The organism is Halococcus thailandensis JCM 13552, assembly GCF_000336715.1.
Classification (GTDB): domain Archaea; phylum Halobacteriota; class Halobacteria; order Halobacteriales; family Halococcaceae; genus Halococcus; species Halococcus thailandensis.
The window spans coordinates 198,834-215,953 of the sequence record NZ_AOMF01000174.1; the positions used below are offsets into that span (position 1 = coordinate 198,834).

Sequence of the window (17,120 nt, forward strand, 5' to 3'; positions counted from 1 at the left end):
TACTCTTCGAGTTCGAGCTACCAGTAATCCGTCGGTGACGAGTGTGCTGTCTCGAAATTCCATGAGCGGTCGTCCGGACCGGCTGCGTATAAATCACGTACCGATTCGGTGCGTTCGAATAGTGAACGCGGTCTTTCCTTACTTCCCGCGGCCGCGATCGCTGTGGACGCTCGGGCGGGTGTGCTCGGCACCCTTGCCCTTCTCGTCGAGCCCGCGCCCGCTCGTACCGGCGCTGGTGAGCCCGCGGAACGCCCGGCCGCGGTGGGTGTCGTCACAGATCCAGTTCAGATCGTCGTCGTTCTCGATGGCCGGATGCTCGGGATCGATGAGGACGACCTCGAACCACTTCTGCGAGCCGTCTTCGCCGACGGGGTAGGAGTTGAGCACGCGGAGGTTCTTGAACTTCCGGCTGGAGCGCTCCTCGGCGATGCGCTGGACGGATTTTCGCCGGGTGACGCGGTTGACGCCCTGGCGTTTCGTCCGGCGGCCGGCCTTGTGGCGTACCTTGCGCGCGGTGCCTTTCCGGACCGCGACGCGGGCGAGGACGACGCCCTGTTTGGCCTTGTAGCCGAGCGAGCGCGCCCGATCGAGACGGGTCGGGCGATCGATGCGCTCAATTGCGCCCTGTTCGCGCCACTCCTGGAGTCGTCGCCACTGGAGGTCGGCGTGTTTCTCGTTTTCCGCATCGTGCCACGCGTCACCGATGTGTGCGTAGAAGCTTCGTGCCATGGTTGTCTGCGGGCGTTGCGGGTTCAGCCCGTGAGGGCCACATACCGACCCGCTGCGTGGGTTCACGCGAGCAGGTGCCCGCCGGTGCCCGATACCAGCGAGTTACCGATCCTTCCGGGCAATCGCTGTTAAGGCCTTCGAAACCCGCCGCCAGGACCGCCTGCTTGCCAGTGCTCTCCCCGCCCACGATTTAACGACCCGTCTTCTGCAAGCCACACCGTGAGGGACGGATCCGACTATCACTGGACGTGATGTTCGAAACAGCCTCCAATCGTCATCGCCACCGACTGACCGCGGCCGTCGGAGCGTTCCGATGAACCCGCTCGCCCTTACCGGAGCGGCGCTACAGTTCTCCGGCGACTTCCTCTATCTAGCAGTCGTCTTCATCGTCCTCGCGATCGTCGCCTACCTCGCCGGTGCACAGGGCATCGCGGGGCTATCGGCCGGAATCGCCCGCATCCTCATCATCATCTTCGTCATTCTCGCCATCATCTCGCTCATCCTCTGAAGCGGACGAGCGACCCTGTTTCCGACGATCGTCAGCGTTGTAGTCTGACGGTCGTCTCGCCGTCGGTATCGACCACGACTAGCCCGTCGTCTTCGAGATCGGCGAGCAGTTCCCGTAGCCATTCGCGGCCGTGCTCGCCGTCGGCCGTGTAGTCGACACGGACTCTCGGGCCGAGTTCCGGGAGCGCCAGCTCGTCGTACTCGCCGAGAATCCGGACGACGCGCCCCCGGAACTGCCGCCGACTCCCCTCGAACGGCGACTGGGTGGGCACGTCCGGCGCGCTGAAATCGCCGGTCGCGTAGGCGTCACACCACGCGCGCCACGGGCACTCGGCGTCGTCGCAGGCGGGCGTTTTCGTACACGCCACACCGCCCAGCTCCATGATCGCGTTGTTCCAGGTTCGGGACTCGCCGGCGGGCATCAGTTCTCCGGCGGCATCCGCGAAGATGTCATCGTCGTCCGGGACGTCGAACGCTCGGTGGAGCACGCGCTTGACGTTCGTATCGACGACCGCGTTCCCGTTGTTGAAGGCGAAGCTCGCCACCGCGTTCGCGGTGTAGGGACCGACGCCCTGGAGCTCCTGGAGTTCGTCGGGCGTCTCTGGGAACTCGCCGTCGAACTCGGTCGTCACCTGTCCGGCGGCCTCGTGGAGATAGCGCGCCCGATTGTTGTAGCCGAGGCTGTGATCGCTCCAGAAACCGACCACGGCCGAGCGATCGGCGGCCGCGAGGCGCTCGGCGTCGGGCCAGCGCTCGACGAACCCGTCGAACGCCTCGACGACCCGTTCGAGCTGGGTCTGCTGGCTCATCACCTCCGAGACGAGGATCTCGTAGGGATCGGTCGTCTCGCGCCACGGGAACCCGCGGTGGTCCGCCTCGTACCACTCGACGAGCGCACGGCGGACGGTATCGGGGTCGTCCGGCAACGAGAACGCGGACTCGCTCATCCGTCGTTCGTTCGGCCGTGGACGTCATACGCGTGGCGGTTCGACGGGGAACGACCCGAAAGCGGTTTGCGGGCGGCAGACCCAGACCGGCCATGAGTCTCGACGATCTCTCCGCCGACGTCGAATCGCGCTACGCTGATCTCGGCGACGAGGTGGGGATGAGTCTCGACCGCGAGACGCGCAACGAGCTCGCGCTGCTCACCTGCGCGCTCGGTCCGGAGGAGACCGACGAACTGCTCCGGCGAGCGGTCCACATGCTCTTTCAGACGAGTGTCGAGACCGGCCGGCTCGACTTCCACCTCCGGAGTGGCTACGACGTGACCTACGACGAGTATCTCTCGGGGATGACGTTCGACGAGATGACCGGCGAGATGGAGATGCAGGGACAATCCCAGAGCCAGGACGACGTCCGCCGCTATCAGTACTGACCCTCACTATCGATCGGGAACGAACACCATTAACCACCGTCAGCCGCCAGTACTATTGCTCTCGCGCCCGTAGCCGAAACCGATGAGAACAGCACGACGATCCACGACCAGCGGCGCACCGCGCAAGGGCACGCTCTTCTGTCCCACGTGCGGTCACGCCAGTCCGATCGACGGCGACTGGCGGGTCAAACCCGCCGAGGACGACCCGGATCGGGTCGTCTACCGCTGTCCCGACTGTGGTGCGACGATCGCGAACCGCCCCCGAGAAGTCGTCTACGCGTAGTCAGCGCATGCCTTCGTCGGTGATGACCGAATCGACGAGCGAGAGCGGCGTCGCGTCGTAGGCCGGGTTCTCGATCCAGAACCCCTCGGCGGGTTCGCGCATCACTTCGCTACTCGATCGGAACTCGTTCTCGAAGACGAACCCGTCGTCGATGATCTTCGCACCGGAGCCGACGACCGTCACTGGCGTGTCGGTCTCGGCGGCGGTCGCGGCGATCGGGAGGCTGCCGATGCGGTTGTAGAGGGTCTCGCCGACGATACAGTCCATCCCCATGAGCACGCGATCGCACTCGGGGAGGAAGTGGCCGCAGGCGCTGTCGACGACGAGGTGTGTCTCGACACGGTCGATCGCCGCGAGCGTGCGCGCGCTCTTGCGCCCGAGATAGCGCGGTCGCGCCTCGGTCACGTAGACGGTGAGTTCGGCCCCCTCGCGCCCGGCGAGTTCGATCGCTTCGAGCACCGTCGAGGAGTAGTCGTGCGTGAGCACCGTCATCCCGTCGTCGAGCGCCATCGCGCCGTACTCGGCCGCCCGGCGTTTGGCCATCTCGACGCGCTCGATCACGTTCCTGGCCGCCTCCCGCGTGCGGGCCTTGGCCGCCTTGATGTCCGGGAACTCCTCGTCGAGCGCGGCGACGATCTCGCGCTGGGTGTTCTGGAGGGAGGCGTGGGAGGGGTTGGCCTGTCGGAGCGCCGTCGAGTTGCGCTCGACGTCTCGGAGATAGTCGTCGAGACTCCGGAACTCGCGCTCGGTGAGCGATTCGAGCGCGCGGGCGGCTTTGACGGCGACCACCGAGGAGCTGTGGGTCTGCATCTCGCGGATCTCCTCGACCGTCTCGTCTATCATACGGCCTCCCTCTCGCGCCCGCGGCAAAACCGTTCCGGCCCACCGTGCAGTCGCCGCTCGCTTCCGACGACGCCCGCGCCCGCCACCACGAACGCCGTCGGGCGATCATCAGTTCCACTTTCGCTCCGCTTTGCTCAGATTTATGCGTCGTCGCGTGGCGAGTTCCTGTATCGTGTCGCTTCGCCCGCCCTTCACGTCGCATCGTTCGGTCGGTCGCACAGTCCCGCGTGAGCCGGGGTGGTGAGCGTGCGGCTCGCACACGTCGCCGACGTCCATCTCGGCCACAGACAGTACGGTCACGAGCAGCGCGAGGCGGACGTCAAACTCGCCTTCGAGCACTTTCTCGGGAAGGCTCGCGAGCACGACGTGACCGCCATCCTTCTCCCGGGCGATCTCTTCGATTCCAGGGACGTGAGCCCGAAGACACTCAGCGAGGCCGAGTCCGTCCTCGCCGACGTCGACGTTCCGGTGATCGTCTCGCCCGGCAACCACGACCAGAGCATGGGTGCTCGCCGGGAACTGACGTGGCTGCAGTATCTCAACGACACCGGTCTCATCACGCTGCTGTCCGGCGATCCGGGTGACGATCCGGTGTTCGTCCGGACCGACCCCGACGACCCACGGCGGGGCGGCGGTGGGTTCGTCGATATCGAGGACGATGGGGAGACGGTGCGCTGTTTCGGCGTGCCCTACCGCGGCGCGTACATCGAGACCGACCTCCCGAAGATCGCCGAGGGGATTCGGGCAACCGACGAGCGCGAGGGACCGGCCGATACGACGGTGCTGCTCGCCCACTTCGGCGTCGACGACGCAGTGCCGGATCTCGGCGCGACCGTCAAGCGAGCGTGGCTGACGCCGATCGAGGAGCACGTCGACTACCTCGCGCTCGGCCACATCCACAAACGGTACGAGACCGGCGACGTCGGGCGAAATCCGGGTAGTCTCGAAGCGCTCGACATTCAGGAAGGCCGGTGGGACGAGAGCCACGGCTACTACGTCTTCGACACTGCAGACGGGACCGCCGAGCATCACCTCTCGAAGCGCCGGCCGTACCACACGATGACCTTCGACGTCTCGGGCTATCGGACGTTTGAGGATCTCCGCGGCGAGTTCGCGGACGCGCTCGACGACGAGCGCGCGGCAGTCGAGCGGACCTGTGAGCGTGATATCCATCGCAAGGGCAACGGCGACCGTCGCGCACCGGTCGTGAACGTCAGATTCGTCGGCACGCTGCTCCTCGATCACGGGAGTTTCGACGTCGAGGCGCTGCGGGCGCTCGCCGTCGACCGGCTCGACGCACTGCACGTCCAGCCGACGAACAACACCGAGCGCAAGGCGATCGCGGAGCTGCTCGGCGACATCGAGCGCGACGAGGCCTTCGACGCCGACGGCACCGTCAATACCGACGTACTTCAGGAACGGGTGTTCGACACCATCGCGGGCGAATCGCGTTACAGCGCCGAAACCGAGGCCGTGGCCCGGACGCTCGACGAGCTCGAAGGGCTCGTCACCGAGGACGAGCAGGGCGTGAGCGAGGTCGCCGACTATCTCGGCGAACGCCGACGCGAACTGTTCCCCGACGGCGCAGGGGAGGCGGACGACGAGGACAGACCGATGAACGACGAACCGACCGAGGGACGGACGAGCCAGCAGACGCTCGACGCACGGGGTGACGAATGAGCATCGTCATCGAGTCGGTGACACTCGACGGGATCAAGAGTTACGGCGAGAAGACCACCGTCGATCTCGGCGAGGGCGTGACGGCGATCCTCGGCGACAACGGGGCCGGCAAGAGCACGATTCAGGAGGCCGTCGGCTACGCGCTGTTCGACAGCCACCCGTTCAGCAAGCAGGACCGGCTCGTGCGCGAGGGCGAATCCTCAGGCATGATCGGCGTGACGTTCACGAACCGGACGAGCGACGCGCAGTACACGGTCCGTCGGTGGGCCGGCCGGTCGAAGTACGAGGTGCTCGACGGGAGCGGCGACAACCTCTCGCTCGACGGAACGAGCGAGATCAAGGGCTGGCTCTGCGGGCAGCTCGGCGTCGACGATCCCGGCGATCTCTCGGAGGTGTGGGAGCGAAGCGTCGGCGTCGCTCAGACGGATTTCCTCGCAGACTTTACGAAAACCGAGACCGAGCGCATCGACACGTTCGATCCGCTGTTCGACATCGAGCGCTATCGCGAGGCCTACAAATCACTCGGCGGGCTCGACGAGGAGTTCGACGACGACATCCAGGACCATCGTGACGAGATAATCGGTCTCGACGCTAGACTGGAGGAGCTTCCCGACGTCGAGGAACGCGTCGAGGAGCACGAGGCGACCATCGCGGAGCTAGCCGACGAGATCGAGGCGCTGTCGGGGGCGATCGAGGAACTCGACGAAGAGCACGAGCGGCTCGAAGGGATCGAGGACGAACTCGACGACGCCGAACAGGAGCTGGCGACGCTCGAAGAGACGAAGATCCCGGCCCAGGAAGAGAGCCTCCAAACGGCCAAAGAGCACCGTGACGAGGCGCGAACGGCCGGCGAGACGCTCGCGGCGGTTCGCGAGGAGTACGAACGCCACGAGAGCGCACAGGAACGCCTCGACGAACTGGAAGAACGACGGGCCGAACGCGACGAGATCGACGACGAGCGCACCGATCTCGGCGGCGAGATCGACCTGCTCAAACATCGGGTCGCCAGCTCGAAGGACGACCTCCATGCGGCTGAAACAGCACGCGAGCGAGTGCGCGAGCTCGAACCCGAAAAGGAGCGCTACGAGGCGCTACAGGACGAGATCTCACAGCTGGAGGATGATGCCGAGCGCCGTGACGAAATCGAGAGTGAACTCAGAGACGTCGACGACGAGATCGAGGAACTGCGCGCCGAAGCCACGGAGCTCGAAGCGGAGATCGAGGAGGCCGAAGCGCAACGCGACGAGGCAGAGACGCTCGCCGCGCGCCAGGACGAACGACAGAACCTGCTCGCCGAGCGGAAGTCCCTGCAAGCCGAGCGAGAGGAACTCCGCGAACAGAACGAGGAGCTGCAAGCCATCGAGATCGGTGGCAAGTCGGCGGTCTCGTGTCCGACCTGCGATCAGCCCGTGACTGCGGACCACCGCGAGAGCGTCCTAGAGCGCAACCGCGAGCGCATCGAGGAACTTACTGAGGAACGACTGCCCGCGATCGAAGAAGAGATCGAGGCCGCCGAGGAGCGTATCGAGGCCGCTCGGGAGGCGAAGGCGGCGACCGATCGGATTCCACAGCTCGAACGCGAGCACGACTCGATCGAGGAAGAGGTCGCCGAGCTGGAGGCCGAAAAGAGCGAGTACGTGGCCGAGCGCGACGAGCTCGACGAACGGCTCGACGAACTGCCGGACAAACGCGAGACAGTGGCCGAACTCGACGGCGTGGCCGAACAATACCACACCGCGAAGGCGACGATCGAGAGCGCCGACGGGGTAGAGGCGACCCTCCGTGAAGCGCGCAGCGATCTCGGCGAGCGACTCGTCGCTTACCGGGAACTCGGTGACGAATTGGGCGAGTTCGACGGGCTCGACCGTGAGATCGAGACGACGAAGGAGACGATCGCCACAACCGAGGACGCTTACCGGACCTACATCCAGCACGAACCCGTCGCCGAGAGCCTCGACGAGCGTCAGGCGGCGGTCGACGAAGAAGGTGAGGCGCTGGCGCGGCTGCGCGCCGAGCGAAAAGAAGTCGACCAGCGGGTTACGGAGCTCGACGAGGCGTTCGACGCGGCGCGACTCGACGAGATCGAGGAGGAACTGAGCGAACGGAAGACGACTCGTGCCAAGCGCGAACAGCAGCGCGAGGACAGGGAAGAGGATCTCACGGACGCGCGAGAGCGCCTGGACGAGCTCGAAGCGAAACGCGAGCGGAAGGCGGCGCTGGAGGCGGAGATGACCGAGCTCGAACGCGATCGTGAGTTCGCCCGCTGGGCGCGCGACAGCCTCCAGCAGGGTGCCGAGGACCTGCGCGATCTCACGACGAGCGAGATCGGCGACCGGGCGAACGACATCTATCAGGCGCTGCGCGCCGCCCCGACAGAGACGCTGGTCTGGGATCGGACGTACAACCTCCGGGTTCGTGTGCGCGGGCAGAACAAGCCGTTCGACACGCTCTCCGGTGGCGAGAAGATGGCCGCCGCGCTGTCGGTGCGCCTCGCGATCCTCGAACGACTCGCCGCGGTCGGGATGGCGTTTCTGGACGAGCCGACCGCGAACCTCGACGAGCACAAGAAACGGAACCTCGTCGATCAGCTGGAGGAGTTCGATCGGCTGAACCAGCTGCTCGTCGTCAGCCACGACCGGACCTTCGAGTCGATGACCGAGCGGGCGATCGAGCTCGAAAAGGACGAGGATCGGGAGATGACACGGGTGGTGAGCGACTGATGCCGTTCTATCCCGGCGAAGTCGCGAACGAGCTCCAGAACTTCACCGAGGAAATCCGGGAGTACGCCGGTGACGACGAACACGTCGTGGCGAGCTATCGCGACACGCTCCGTGATGCACTCGCCGACTACGACGCCGACCGACTTGCCACGGAGATCGGGCCTCATCCCCAGCCCGGCGCGGCCCCGACCGACGAGTGGGACGAGTCCGACGAACCAGTGGCGGAGTTCGAGCGATCGGCATCGTGGGAGAGTCACGAGGCCGTCAACCGGTTCGCGAAAGAAGAGTTGGAAGGGATGACGACGATCGCCGCCGACGGCTCCGAGATCGGTCCGACGGAGGAGTTCACCGTTCCGTTCGGCCTCGTTCAGGTCGCGTGGACGGCAAACCATCACGATCCCGATGGCGACTACGATGGCGACGTGTCCAGCCACGTGCTCGGTCCGCGGACGGTGACTGAAGAGGTGGAGGAGGGCGGCATGCGCTACGTCGACGGCCGCGTACCGGGTCACGAGCGCTACCGTGCGGAAGGCCGTGCGGTCGTCGAGTGTATCCGGCAGTTTGCCGACCGCGATCCGACGCCGGTCGTCGTCTACGATGGGCCGCTCGTTCCACTCTTTGCCAACACGTACGCGCCCGACGTGCGAGACGAGTACTATCGCGAGACGATGGCGCGGGTGTTGGCGGCGAGCGAGCACCACGAGGTGCCGGTCGTCGGCTACACCGCCGGCACCAAGCGGACGAACCTCGCGAAAATGCTCCAGCAGGCCTACAGCGAGCGCCTCGGTGACGAGCCGTTGATCGCCGACGCGCGAATTCTCGACGGGTTCACAGAGAACTGGGGCGATCGGTCACTGGCGTTCGCCAACCGCTGGGGCGAGACCGTCGACGAACTGGCGACGACCTACGAGGGCACGGAGTACGGTTTCGCCGAGGAAGTGCTGTTCACGTATCTCGATGTACCGGGTGGTGACGCGATGGACTACCTCGAATTTCCGGAGTGGATTCAGGATGCGGGCCTCGTCGACCACGTGCTCGACGTCGTTCGCGCCGAGACCGGCGTTGGGCGCGGCTATCCCGAGATCCTCCAGCAGGCCGACGCCAACGCCGTTCTGGACACCGGTGCGAAGGAGCGATTCCTCGCGCTCGTCCAGGAGTTCGCCGACGAGGAGGGACTGCCGATCGACTGGGACGCGAAGACGCTCAGCAAGGAGCGACGGCGCCGATGAGTGGCGAGATCGATGGAGATCAGACAGCTATGACGGACCACGAACCGGTCATCGGCGACGATGACCTCACGATCGCGAGCATCGTCGAATCGAACGGCCAGATGGACTACGTCGCCGAGGTGTACCGCGACCACGACAAGGCGTCCGTGCCAGAAAAACAGGACTACGAGTTCGGTCAGCCAGTGTATATCACGACGACGGTGCGCGGCGAGGAACGCGCGCTCGTCGGCGTCGTCTACGAATCGCGGCTCGTCAACCCCGATCAGGGGCGCGACGGACCGCGGCTCTCGACGCCGGATCAGGAACTGTTCGTTCCCGGCTACGTCGACGAGAAACAGACGCTGCTCGGCATCGCGCTGCTCGGATTCGCCGAGCTCGCGCCCGCGGAGGGAGGGCAGGAGTTCGCGTCCGTGTCACAGGAACTGCCGCGATGGACGCTCGACATCGACGATTCGGTGTCGAAGCTCTCTGGCGCTGGCTTCCGGCGATTCCACCAGCCCGACGGGCAGCTCGCGCTGCGCTACTACGACCGGCTCATCACCGCCGCCGAGCGGTTCGGAGCGGAGGTGACGCTCTCGTTGATCGAGCGACTGCGCGCGGAGACCGATCGGGAAGCGATGCTCGACGTGATCGAGCGGAAGGTCCGCTGGGAAGCCAGTACCGACCGCGGGGTGGTGCGATGAGCGACGTGCCCGAGCCGCCCACTGGCCGCGGGATGGATGCTGCCTCCGAGACGGTGGTCGGCACGGTGGCCGAGCCCGGCGAGCGCGCCGACGAGTTCGTGTTCGTCGCACCGGATGCCGTCGATGTCCGGACGGGGGAGTTCGTCGTCTACGAGACGACCGTCGAGGGCGACTCCTGTGACGTGCTCGCCCGGGTGACGAACGCCGAGCAGGAGCGCGGACTTCCCGGCGAGTTCCTCGCTGACCCGGGTGTGGAACCGGAGGCCGTCGCCGACGCGCTCGGCGTGCCGAGCGGCGACGTCGAGATCGATCGCGTGAGCGCGCGCGTCGTCGGCTACTTCGATACGGAGATGGAGACCTTCGCCAACCCGCGCTCGTTGCCCGATCCCGGTTCGCGCGTCGCGCTCGCGAGCGACGAATTCCTGGAGGCGGTGCTTCCGGCCGCGGACTGGGAGAGCGAGAGCGCTACCGCCCACGTCGGCTGGCTGCTCAACCGCGAGACGAAGGCTGCGAACGTCTTCATGCCGATCGATGCGTTCGCCGCGACCCACCTCGCGGTGCTCGCCTCGACGGGCAGCGGGAAATCCTACACCGCGAGCGTCGTCATCGAGGAGATGCTGCGCCCGCAGTCGCGGGCCGCGATGTGCGTCTTCGACCCGCACGGCGAGTACGACACGCTCGACGGGATGCGAAAGGACGAACATGCCTCGGTATTCCAGGATGGGGCGTACACACCGGAGGTCAACGTCGTCACGCCCGACGAGATCACCGTGGCGATCCCCGACCTGAACTACGGCGATCTGCTCGCGTTGCTCGACGAGCCGAGCGAGCGGATGAAGGAGCTGCTCGACAGGGCGTGGCGAGAGCTCCAGAAGGAATCGAACGAGATCGGCGTTCGAGATATCATCAGCAAGTGCGAGGCGCTCGACGAGGGCGATCACGGAACCGCCAGCGCGCTCGCGTGGCGGCTCAATCGTGCGCTCAACCGCGATCTGTTCGCCAGTGCGGCGCGCAACGACCTCACCGATCTCGTCGCGCCGGGTCAGGTGACGGTGCTCCAGCTGAACCGGCTCTCGGAGGACGACCAGCAGATGCTCGCCGCCGCGCTGCTGCGTAAGCTCTACGAGGCGCGCAAGGACGCGATGCGCGGCGACGGCGACGATCTCGACTTCCCGCTCTTTACGCTGCTGGAGGAGGGCCATCGCTTTGCGCCGGACGGCAGCGCCCGCTCGCTGCCGATTCTCCGGACCATCCTCTCGGAAGGTCGGAAGTTCGGCTTCGGCGTGGGCATCATCTCACAGCGGCCCTCGAAGCTCGACGCCGACGTGCTCTCCCAATGTGGCACGCAGATCATCATGCAGATCCAGAATCCGAACGACCAGCAGGCGATCCGCCAATCGGTCGAGAGCGCCGGCGAAGACGTGCTCGATGAGCTTCCGGGGCTGACGCCCGGCCAGGCCGTCATCGCCGGCGACGCGATGAACACACCCGTACTGACCCGGATTCGTGAGCGCCACACGCAGCACGGAGCCGAGAGTCTCGATGCGACCAGCGAGTGGCGCGATAGCTGGGAGTCGTGGCACGAAGAGCAGAATCGTGGTGTGGTCGATCCGTACGAATCTGACGAGGAAGTGGACGAGACACCGCTTTGAGGGATGCCTTAGAGGCGTGCGGTTCCCATAGGTTGATTCTGTTGCTCGTCTCAACGCCGCTCTTTCCAATAGACCCAACATAATTCTGTATTATATGGACTCTACTCGTTTTCTTCGACAAGCGAAACCCATGAAACAGCAGATGCAGTGAAAATGATTGCACCAACGACTTGCATTACATCCCAGAAAGCACCTCTAAATGCCCAGTTTGGTATCGTTCCAAAAACAAGTTTCCATACCGAAGGTATGAGATAGTAAACCAACGAGAAACCAAACGTGAATGCTGGTGGCAACCCTGTAAGTAATTGTTGAGCAGGAGAAAGCTCAACGTTCTTTTCTTCTTCAAGTGTTCCAGAAATTGCTGCCCACGTTATGATGGTTGTGAGAAGAAAAACGATGTTGGCAACCGAGAACGGAATGGTGAACAAAACCATCATGACCTTGTGCAGTCAAACGAATGGATTGGATATACGTTTTCGCCGACCATAGTGAAAGTAAAACCGGAACACACGAGTTGTGTCTTGACGACCGGTTGTTTCGTAATACGCATCGAACAGTCATATTTCGAATATATTTCTCATATATAGTGGAAAATAATCAATAGATATTATATCGAATATTCTTACCTAAGCATGGGTGTATAGTTTTGTTTAGATTGAAGTTTCAGGTTTCAAGTGGGTCGGGGCGGATTTGAACCGCCGACTTCCTCCGTGTGAAGGAGGTATCATAACCGGCCTAGATCACCGACCCCGTGCCCACGGTTTCCGACCGCGAAAGATAAACGTTGCCTTCAGTAGTCGGGCGCTTCCTCGCTCACTCCATCGCGCTGGTTCACCACGCGCGCGAGGGTGAACAGGGCGTCCGAGAGCCGATTCAGGTAGGTCACGGTCTGCTCGTTGATCTCTTCCTCACTCGCGAGCGCGACCGCGCGGCGCTCGGCCCGCCGACAGACCGCTCTGGCGTGATGGAGGCGCGCGCCGCTGTCGCCACCCCCCGGAAGGATGAACGACTGGAGAGGGTCGAGCTCCTCGTCGTGGGCGTCCATCCACTCTTCCAGCTGTTCGACGCGCTCGGCAGTCATCCGCGGGTCGTCCGCGTCGGGCTCGGGGTTGGCGAGATCGGCTTGCACGACGTGGAGGTGGTTCTGGATCGCGCGGAGCTGCTCGTCGACGTCCTCGTGACCCGTCGGCCGGACCCGCCCCACCGTGGCGTTCACCTCGTCCACGGTGCCATAGGCTTCGATCCGGGGGTTCGCCTTCGAGACGCGATCCATCGTCCGGAGATCCGTCTGGCCCTCGTCGCCACGACCCGTGTAGATCGTCATACCGACCATGCGCCCGGCAGCGACTTATACCCCCGTCGAACTTCGATCCCACCGCAAACGGACAGTCCACACACCGCGAGAATGGAGCGAAAAGAGGGGGGGGGGTCAGTCGTCGGCGGGTTCGCCCTCGTCGTGGGCCACCGCGTCGATCTCGGGGAGTTCGGGGATGGCGCTCGTGTCGTGGGTGCCGACCGGCGGGAGGTTGACCGCCGCGGCGGGCGAGGCGTCGAGATCGACACCCGTATCGAGTGCGTCCATCTCGCCGTCGGCGTCGCGGGCGTCCTGGTCGATCCGCATCGAGCAGAACTCGATGCCGCACATCGAGCAGAAGCGCGCCTCCTTGTAGTTGTCACCCGGCAGCGTCTGGTCGTGCGAGTCCCGGGCGCGATCGGGATCGAGCGCGAGGTCGAACTGCTCGCGCCAGTCGAAATCGTATCTGGCCCGCGAGAGCGCGTCGTCCCAGTCGCGCGCGCCGGGCAGCCCGTTCGCCACGTCGCCAGCGTGTGCCGCGATCCGATAGGCAGCGAGCCCCTCACGGACGTCCTCGGCGTCGGGCAACCCGAGATGCTCCTTCGGGGTGACGTAGCAGAGCATCGCCGCGCCCGCGCGGGCAGCCTCTGTCGCGCCGATCGCGCTGGTGATGTGGTCGTAGCCCGGCGCGACGTCGGTCACGAGCGGCCCGAGCACGTAGAACGGCGCGCCGTCACAGACCTCCTGTTGGCGCTCGACGTTGCCCCTGATCTGATCCATCGGCACGTGGCCCGGCCCCTCGACCATCACCTGGACGCCGTGATCCCACGCGGTTCGGGTGAGCTCGCCGAGCGTGTCCAGCTCGGCGAACTGGGCCTCGTCGCTCGCGTCCGCGAGGCTCCCCGGTCGGAGTCCATCGCCGAGGCTGAACGTGACGTCGTGCTCGGCGAAAATCTCGCAGATCGTCTCGAACTCGGTGTAGAGTGGGTTCTGCATCGCGTTCTCTTCCATCCACTGGGCGAGAATCGAGCCGCCGCGCGAGACGATCCCCGTCACCCGACCGTCGGTCAGCGGGAGGTGTTCCATCAGGACGCCAGCGTGGATCGTCATGTAGTCGACGCCCTGCTCGGCCTGCTTTTCGATCACGTCGAGCAGGAGTTCGTGAGTGATCTCCTCGGGGCTCTCGGCGCGCTTGACCGCCTCGTAGATCGGGACCGTCCCGATCGGCACGGGCGAGTGCTCGACGTTCGCCTCGCGGATCGTGTCGAGTTCGTCGCCGGTGCTCAGATCCATCACCGTGTCCGCGCCGTAGTGGACCGCCGCGTGGAGCTTGCGGAGTTCTTCGATTCGATCGCTCGTCGTCTCGCTGTTGCCGATGTTGGCGTTGACCTTCGTCGAGAACTCGCGACCGATGATCATCGGGTCGAGTCCCTCGTGAGCGTGGTTCGTGGGGATCACCGCCTCGCCCGCCGCGACCTGCTCGCGGACGAACTCGGGGTCGCGGTTCTCGCGCTCGGCGACGCGCTCGATCGCCGGCGTGACGATACCCTCGCGGGCGGACTGGAGCTGTGTCTGTGCCATCGATAACCTAGTTATACTACCGAATTATAAAGTTGACGACCGGCGGCAACGGTCGATACTGGCCCGGGAGCAATCGACCGAGTGAGGACGACGGACGTTTATACGTCAGCGGGAGAACGCCCAAGCGTGAGCCCCGTCGTCCAGTTGGCCGTCCCGCTCGACGGCCCCGTCACGAGGATCGCGCTCGCGGGCGCACTCGGGCTGTTCCTGGGGCTCGAACGCGAGTGGTCGGACAAACCCGCCGGCATCCGGACGTTTTCGCTCATCAGCCTGCTCGGAGCCGTCTTCACCACGCTCGGGCGCGACGGGCTGTTGGCGGTCGGCGGCGTGCTCGTCATCGTTCAAGGAACCGTTCTGGCGATCCAGGGGCTGCGCGACGAGGATCTCGGCCTCTCGCTCACCACCTCGGTGTCGATGCTGGTCGCCTACGGCGTCGGCGCGCTGACTGCCGCCGGCTTCGTCATCGAGAGCGTCACCGTCGCCGTGCTCTCCTCGCTGTTGCTCGTACTCAAACGCGAACTCCACACGTTCGCCGGCGCGCTCTCGCGCGAGGAGCTCCGCTCGACGACCGAGTTCGCCATCCTCGCGTTCGTCGTCTATCCGCTGCTCCCGACCGGCGACATTACGCTCGGTTCCGGCCCGCTGGCGGTCGAACTCGAACCACGCGTCGTCTGGCTGATGGTGGTCGCGGTCGCCGCCATCGGCATCGTCAACTACACCATCGTCAGGACGTACGGCGGCCGGGGAATCGCCGTCACGGGCTTTTTCGGCGGGCTGGCCTCCTCGACGGCGGTCGTGGGGACGATGCTGGATTCGGTGCGTCAACGACCCGCGGCGACCTCCTACGCGGTGGCGGCCGTCCTGCTCGCCGACGCCGCGATGGCGCTGCGCAACCTCGCCATCGTGCTCGCGTTCACGTTCCCGGACGTGCTCGTGGGCGCGCTTGTCCCGCTCGTCGTGGTCGTCGTCGGGAGCGTCGCCATCGCCGCCGTCACCGCAGACTGGAACACACCTGTGGAGATGGAGCTCGACAGCCCGTTCTCGCTGCGCAACGTGCTCGCCTTCGGCGCGATGTTCACCGTGGTCGTCCTCGCCGGTGGCATCGCCCAGTCGGAGTTCGGCGAGGTGGGCTTCTACGTGACCGCCGTGCTCTCGGGGCTCGTCTCCAGTGCGGGTGCGACCGCTTCGACCGTCTCGCTCTATCGCACCGGCAGTCTGGCCGGCGAGACGGCCGTCATCGCCGTCCTGCTCGCCACCGCGTCGAGCATCGTCGTCAAGGCCGCGCTGACCGCTGCCGGGCCGAGTCGGTCGTTCGCATCCCGGGTCGCGCTCTGGAGCGCCGTTCTCCTCGCCGGCTCGCTCGCGGCGGCGGTTCTCGTGACGCTGTGAGAGCGACTCGAACGATCTGTCATCAACGACCGAAACCGCTATGCGCGCGTCGCTGTCATCCGATGACATGCAGGCAGTCCAGTTCACCGAACACGGCGACCGCGACGTCATCGAGTACGGCGACTTCCCCGATCCCGAACCCGGGAAGGACGAAGCGCTCGTCGACGTGAAGGCCGGCGCGTTGAACCACCTCGACGTCTTCACGCGCCGCGGACTGCCGGGCGTCGATCTCGAGATGCCACACATTCCCGGCAGCGACGCCGCCGGCGTCGTCACCGACGTCGGCGAGGACGTCACGCGCGTCGAGGTCGGCGATCGCGTCGCCGTCACCGCCGGCGTCTCCTGTGGCGAGTGCGAGTTCTGCCGCCACGGCGAACACTCGCTCTGTGAGAGCTACCACCTCATCGGCGAACACGTTCGTGGGGTCCACGCCGAGCAGGCGGCCGTCCCCGCCGCGAACCTCGTCCCCGTTCCCGACGACATCGATTGGGTGACGGCGGCGGCCGCGCCGCTGACCTTCCAGACCGCGTGGCGCATGCTGATGACCCGCGCCGACATCGAGGCCGGCGAATCCATCCTGATTCTCGGTGCTTCCGGGGGAGTGGGCCAGGCGGCGGTCCAGATCGCCGACTACGCCGGCGCGGAAGTCTACGCGACTGCGAGCACCGACGAGAAGCTGGCGTACGCCGAGGAGTGCGGGGCCGATCACACGATCAACTACGCCGAGAACGACTTCGCGAGCGAGATGCGCGAGCTCACCGACGGGCGGGGCGTCGACGTCGTCGTCGACTACGTCGGCCCGGAGACGTGGGACGACTCGACGAAATGTCTCGCCAAGGGTGGTCGGCTCGTCACTTGCGGGGCGACCACCGGCCCGAAGGCCGAGACGAACATCAACCGCGTCTTCTGGAAGCAGATCGACATCCTAGGATCGACGATGGCCACCCTCGGCGAGGTCGACGACGTGCTCTCGCTGGTCTGGGACGGCACCTTTGAACCCCGAATCCGCGAGACGCTACCGATGAGCGAGGCCACCCGTGCCCACGGGATGCTCGAAGATCGCGAGGGGTTCGGCAAGGTCGTCGTGATCCCCGACAGCGAACGCTGATCGGGACGCGGTTCGTGCGGATGGTGCCATCCGAGCGGCCTCTATTG

16 protein-coding genes and 1 tRNA gene are annotated in these 17,120 nt (G+C 65.5%); 10 read left to right on the plus strand and 7 right to left on the minus strand.

All coding sequences use genetic code 11. The features are described from left to right. Positions 1 to 138: 138 nt before the first annotated feature. Positions 139 to 729: a 50S ribosomal protein L15e gene (locus C451_RS18545; protein ID WP_007743002.1), complete on the minus strand. Its 591-nt coding sequence runs from the start codon at positions 727 to 729 to the stop codon at positions 139 to 141. Positions 730 to 1,042: 313 nt separating this feature from the next. On the opposite strand from C451_RS18545, the gene C451_RS18550 reads away from it, so the two are divergent. Then, on the plus strand, positions 1,043 to 1,237 hold the full coding sequence (locus C451_RS18550) for a DUF1328 family protein (RefSeq protein WP_007743003.1): 195 nt from the start codon (positions 1,043 to 1,045) through the stop codon (positions 1,235 to 1,237). Positions 1,238 to 1,268: 31 nt separating this feature from the next. Here C451_RS18550 and C451_RS18555 read toward each other — a convergent pair whose 3' ends face one another. After that, the gene (locus C451_RS18555; RefSeq protein WP_007743012.1) at positions 1,269 to 2,183 is read right to left on the minus strand and encodes an A/G-specific adenine glycosylase; all 915 of its coding nucleotides are present in this window, start codon (positions 2,181 to 2,183) and stop codon (positions 1,269 to 1,271) included. Positions 2,184 to 2,275: 92 nt separating this feature from the next. On the opposite strand from C451_RS18555, the gene C451_RS18560 reads away from it, so the two are divergent. Together C451_RS18560 and C451_RS18565 are read left to right on the plus strand one after the other, a co-directional pair. Further along, positions 2,276 to 2,611, plus strand: a complete 336-nt coding sequence (locus C451_RS18560) for a hypothetical protein (RefSeq protein ID WP_007743014.1) — start codon at positions 2,276 to 2,278, stop codon at positions 2,609 to 2,611. A gap of 82 nt (positions 2,612 to 2,693) precedes the next feature. Continuing rightward, complete coding sequence (locus C451_RS18565) at positions 2,694 to 2,894, plus strand: hypothetical protein (protein WP_007743016.1); 201 nt, start codon at positions 2,694 to 2,696, stop codon at positions 2,892 to 2,894. On the opposite strand, the gene C451_RS18570 is transcribed toward C451_RS18565, so the two are convergent. Beyond that, on the minus strand, positions 2,895 to 3,737 hold the full coding sequence (locus C451_RS18570) for a translation initiation factor eIF-2B (protein ID WP_007743018.1): 843 nt from the start codon (positions 3,735 to 3,737) through the stop codon (positions 2,895 to 2,897). 240 nt (positions 3,738 to 3,977) lie between these two features. On the opposite strand from C451_RS18570, the gene C451_RS18575 reads away from it, so the two are divergent. Genes C451_RS18575 through C451_RS18595 form a run of 5 tightly spaced genes read left to right on the plus strand, consistent with a single transcriptional unit; the run spans position 3,978 to position 11,701 of the window. Continuing rightward, a complete protein-coding gene (locus C451_RS18575; protein ID WP_241431258.1) occupies positions 3,978 to 5,417 on the plus strand; it encodes a metallophosphoesterase family protein in 1,440 nt (479 codons plus the stop codon). Next, complete coding sequence (locus C451_RS18580; protein ID WP_007743022.1) at positions 5,414 to 8,137, plus strand: AAA family ATPase; 2,724 nt, start codon at positions 5,414 to 5,416, stop codon at positions 8,135 to 8,137. Before C451_RS18575 ends, C451_RS18580 begins: the two co-directional genes overlap by 4 nt. Then, on the plus strand, positions 8,137 to 9,366 hold the full coding sequence (locus tag C451_RS18585) for a DNA double-strand break repair nuclease NurA (protein WP_007743023.1): 1,230 nt from the start codon (positions 8,137 to 8,139) through the stop codon (positions 9,364 to 9,366). The genes C451_RS18580 and C451_RS18585 overlap by 1 nt, the downstream gene beginning before the upstream one ends. 29 nt (positions 9,367 to 9,395) lie before the next feature. Continuing rightward, on the plus strand, positions 9,396 to 10,049 hold the full coding sequence (locus C451_RS18590) for a hypothetical protein (RefSeq protein WP_007743024.1): 654 nt from the start codon (positions 9,396 to 9,398) through the stop codon (positions 10,047 to 10,049). After that, a complete protein-coding gene (locus tag C451_RS18595; protein ID WP_007743025.1) occupies positions 10,046 to 11,701 on the plus strand; it encodes an ATP-binding protein in 1,656 nt (551 codons plus the stop codon). Before C451_RS18590 ends, C451_RS18595 begins: the two co-directional genes overlap by 4 nt. A gap of 101 nt (positions 11,702 to 11,802) precedes the next feature. On the opposite strand, the gene C451_RS22175 is transcribed toward C451_RS18595, so the two are convergent. The 4 genes from C451_RS22175 to thiC form a co-directional block, all read right to left on the minus strand. After that, positions 11,803 to 12,138 (minus strand): hypothetical protein, encoded by a 336-nt coding sequence (locus C451_RS22175; protein ID WP_152420493.1) that lies wholly within the window; start codon positions 12,136 to 12,138, stop codon positions 11,803 to 11,805. A 238-nt stretch (positions 12,139 to 12,376) separates the two neighbouring features. After that, a tRNA-Val gene (locus C451_RS18600) sits at positions 12,377 to 12,451 on the minus strand. 40 nt (positions 12,452 to 12,491) lie between these two features. Then, positions 12,492 to 13,025, minus strand: coding sequence for a cob(I)yrinic acid a,c-diamide adenosyltransferase (locus C451_RS18605; RefSeq protein ID WP_007743026.1), 534 nt, complete (start codon positions 13,023 to 13,025; stop codon positions 12,492 to 12,494). 105 nt (positions 13,026 to 13,130) lie between these two features. Further along, complete coding sequence (gene thiC / locus C451_RS18610) at positions 13,131 to 14,576, minus strand: phosphomethylpyrimidine synthase ThiC (RefSeq protein ID WP_007743027.1); 1,446 nt, start codon at positions 14,574 to 14,576, stop codon at positions 13,131 to 13,133. Positions 14,577 to 14,702: 126 nt separating this feature from the next. Here thiC and C451_RS18615 point away from each other — a divergent pair, with 126 nt between their 5' ends. Together C451_RS18615 and C451_RS18620 are read left to right on the plus strand one after the other, a co-directional pair. Further along, on the plus strand, positions 14,703 to 15,965 hold the full coding sequence (locus tag C451_RS18615) for an MgtC/SapB family protein (protein ID WP_007743028.1): 1,263 nt from the start codon (positions 14,703 to 14,705) through the stop codon (positions 15,963 to 15,965). 67 nt (positions 15,966 to 16,032) lie between these two features. Further along, on the plus strand, positions 16,033 to 17,073 hold the full coding sequence (locus C451_RS18620) for a zinc-binding dehydrogenase (RefSeq protein ID WP_007743030.1): 1,041 nt from the start codon (positions 16,033 to 16,035) through the stop codon (positions 17,071 to 17,073). Positions 17,074 to 17,120 lie beyond the last annotated feature (47 nt).

Bases quoted from the DNA above. Each gene is read 5' to 3' on its own strand.
- C451_RS18620 (WP_007743030.1), top strand. From the start codon at position 16,033: ATGCAGGCAGTCCAGTTCACCGAACACGGCGACCGCGACGTCATCGAG.
- C451_RS18595 (WP_007743025.1), top strand. From the start codon at position 10,046: ATGAGCGACGTGCCCGAGCCGCCCACTGGCCGCGGGATGGATGCTGCC.
- C451_RS18555 (WP_007743012.1), bottom strand. From the start codon at position 2,183: ATGAGCGAGTCCGCGTTCTCGTTGCCGGACGACCCCGATACCGTCCGC.
- C451_RS18590 (WP_007743024.1), top strand. From the start codon at position 9,396: ATGACGGACCACGAACCGGTCATCGGCGACGATGACCTCACGATCGCG.
- C451_RS18570 (WP_007743018.1), bottom strand. From the start codon at position 3,737: ATGATAGACGAGACGGTCGAGGAGATCCGCGAGATGCAGACCCACAGC.
- C451_RS18560 (WP_007743014.1), top strand. From the start codon at position 2,276: ATGAGTCTCGACGATCTCTCCGCCGACGTCGAATCGCGCTACGCTGAT.
- C451_RS18545 (WP_007743002.1), bottom strand. From the start codon at position 729: ATGGCACGAAGCTTCTACGCACACATCGGTGACGCGTGGCACGATGCG.
- C451_RS18550 (WP_007743003.1), top strand. From the start codon at position 1,043: ATGAACCCGCTCGCCCTTACCGGAGCGGCGCTACAGTTCTCCGGCGAC.
- C451_RS18565 (WP_007743016.1), top strand. From the start codon at position 2,694: ATGAGAACAGCACGACGATCCACGACCAGCGGCGCACCGCGCAAGGGC.
- C451_RS18605 (WP_007743026.1), bottom strand. From the start codon at position 13,025: ATGACGATCTACACGGGTCGTGGCGACGAGGGCCAGACGGATCTCCGG.
- C451_RS22175 (WP_152420493.1), bottom strand. From the start codon at position 12,138: ATGATGGTTTTGTTCACCATTCCGTTCTCGGTTGCCAACATCGTTTTT.
- thiC (WP_007743027.1), bottom strand. From the start codon at position 14,576: ATGGCACAGACACAGCTCCAGTCCGCCCGCGAGGGTATCGTCACGCCG.
- C451_RS18585 (WP_007743023.1), top strand. From the start codon at position 8,137: ATGCCGTTCTATCCCGGCGAAGTCGCGAACGAGCTCCAGAACTTCACC.
- C451_RS18580 (WP_007743022.1), top strand. From the start codon at position 5,414: ATGAGCATCGTCATCGAGTCGGTGACACTCGACGGGATCAAGAGTTAC.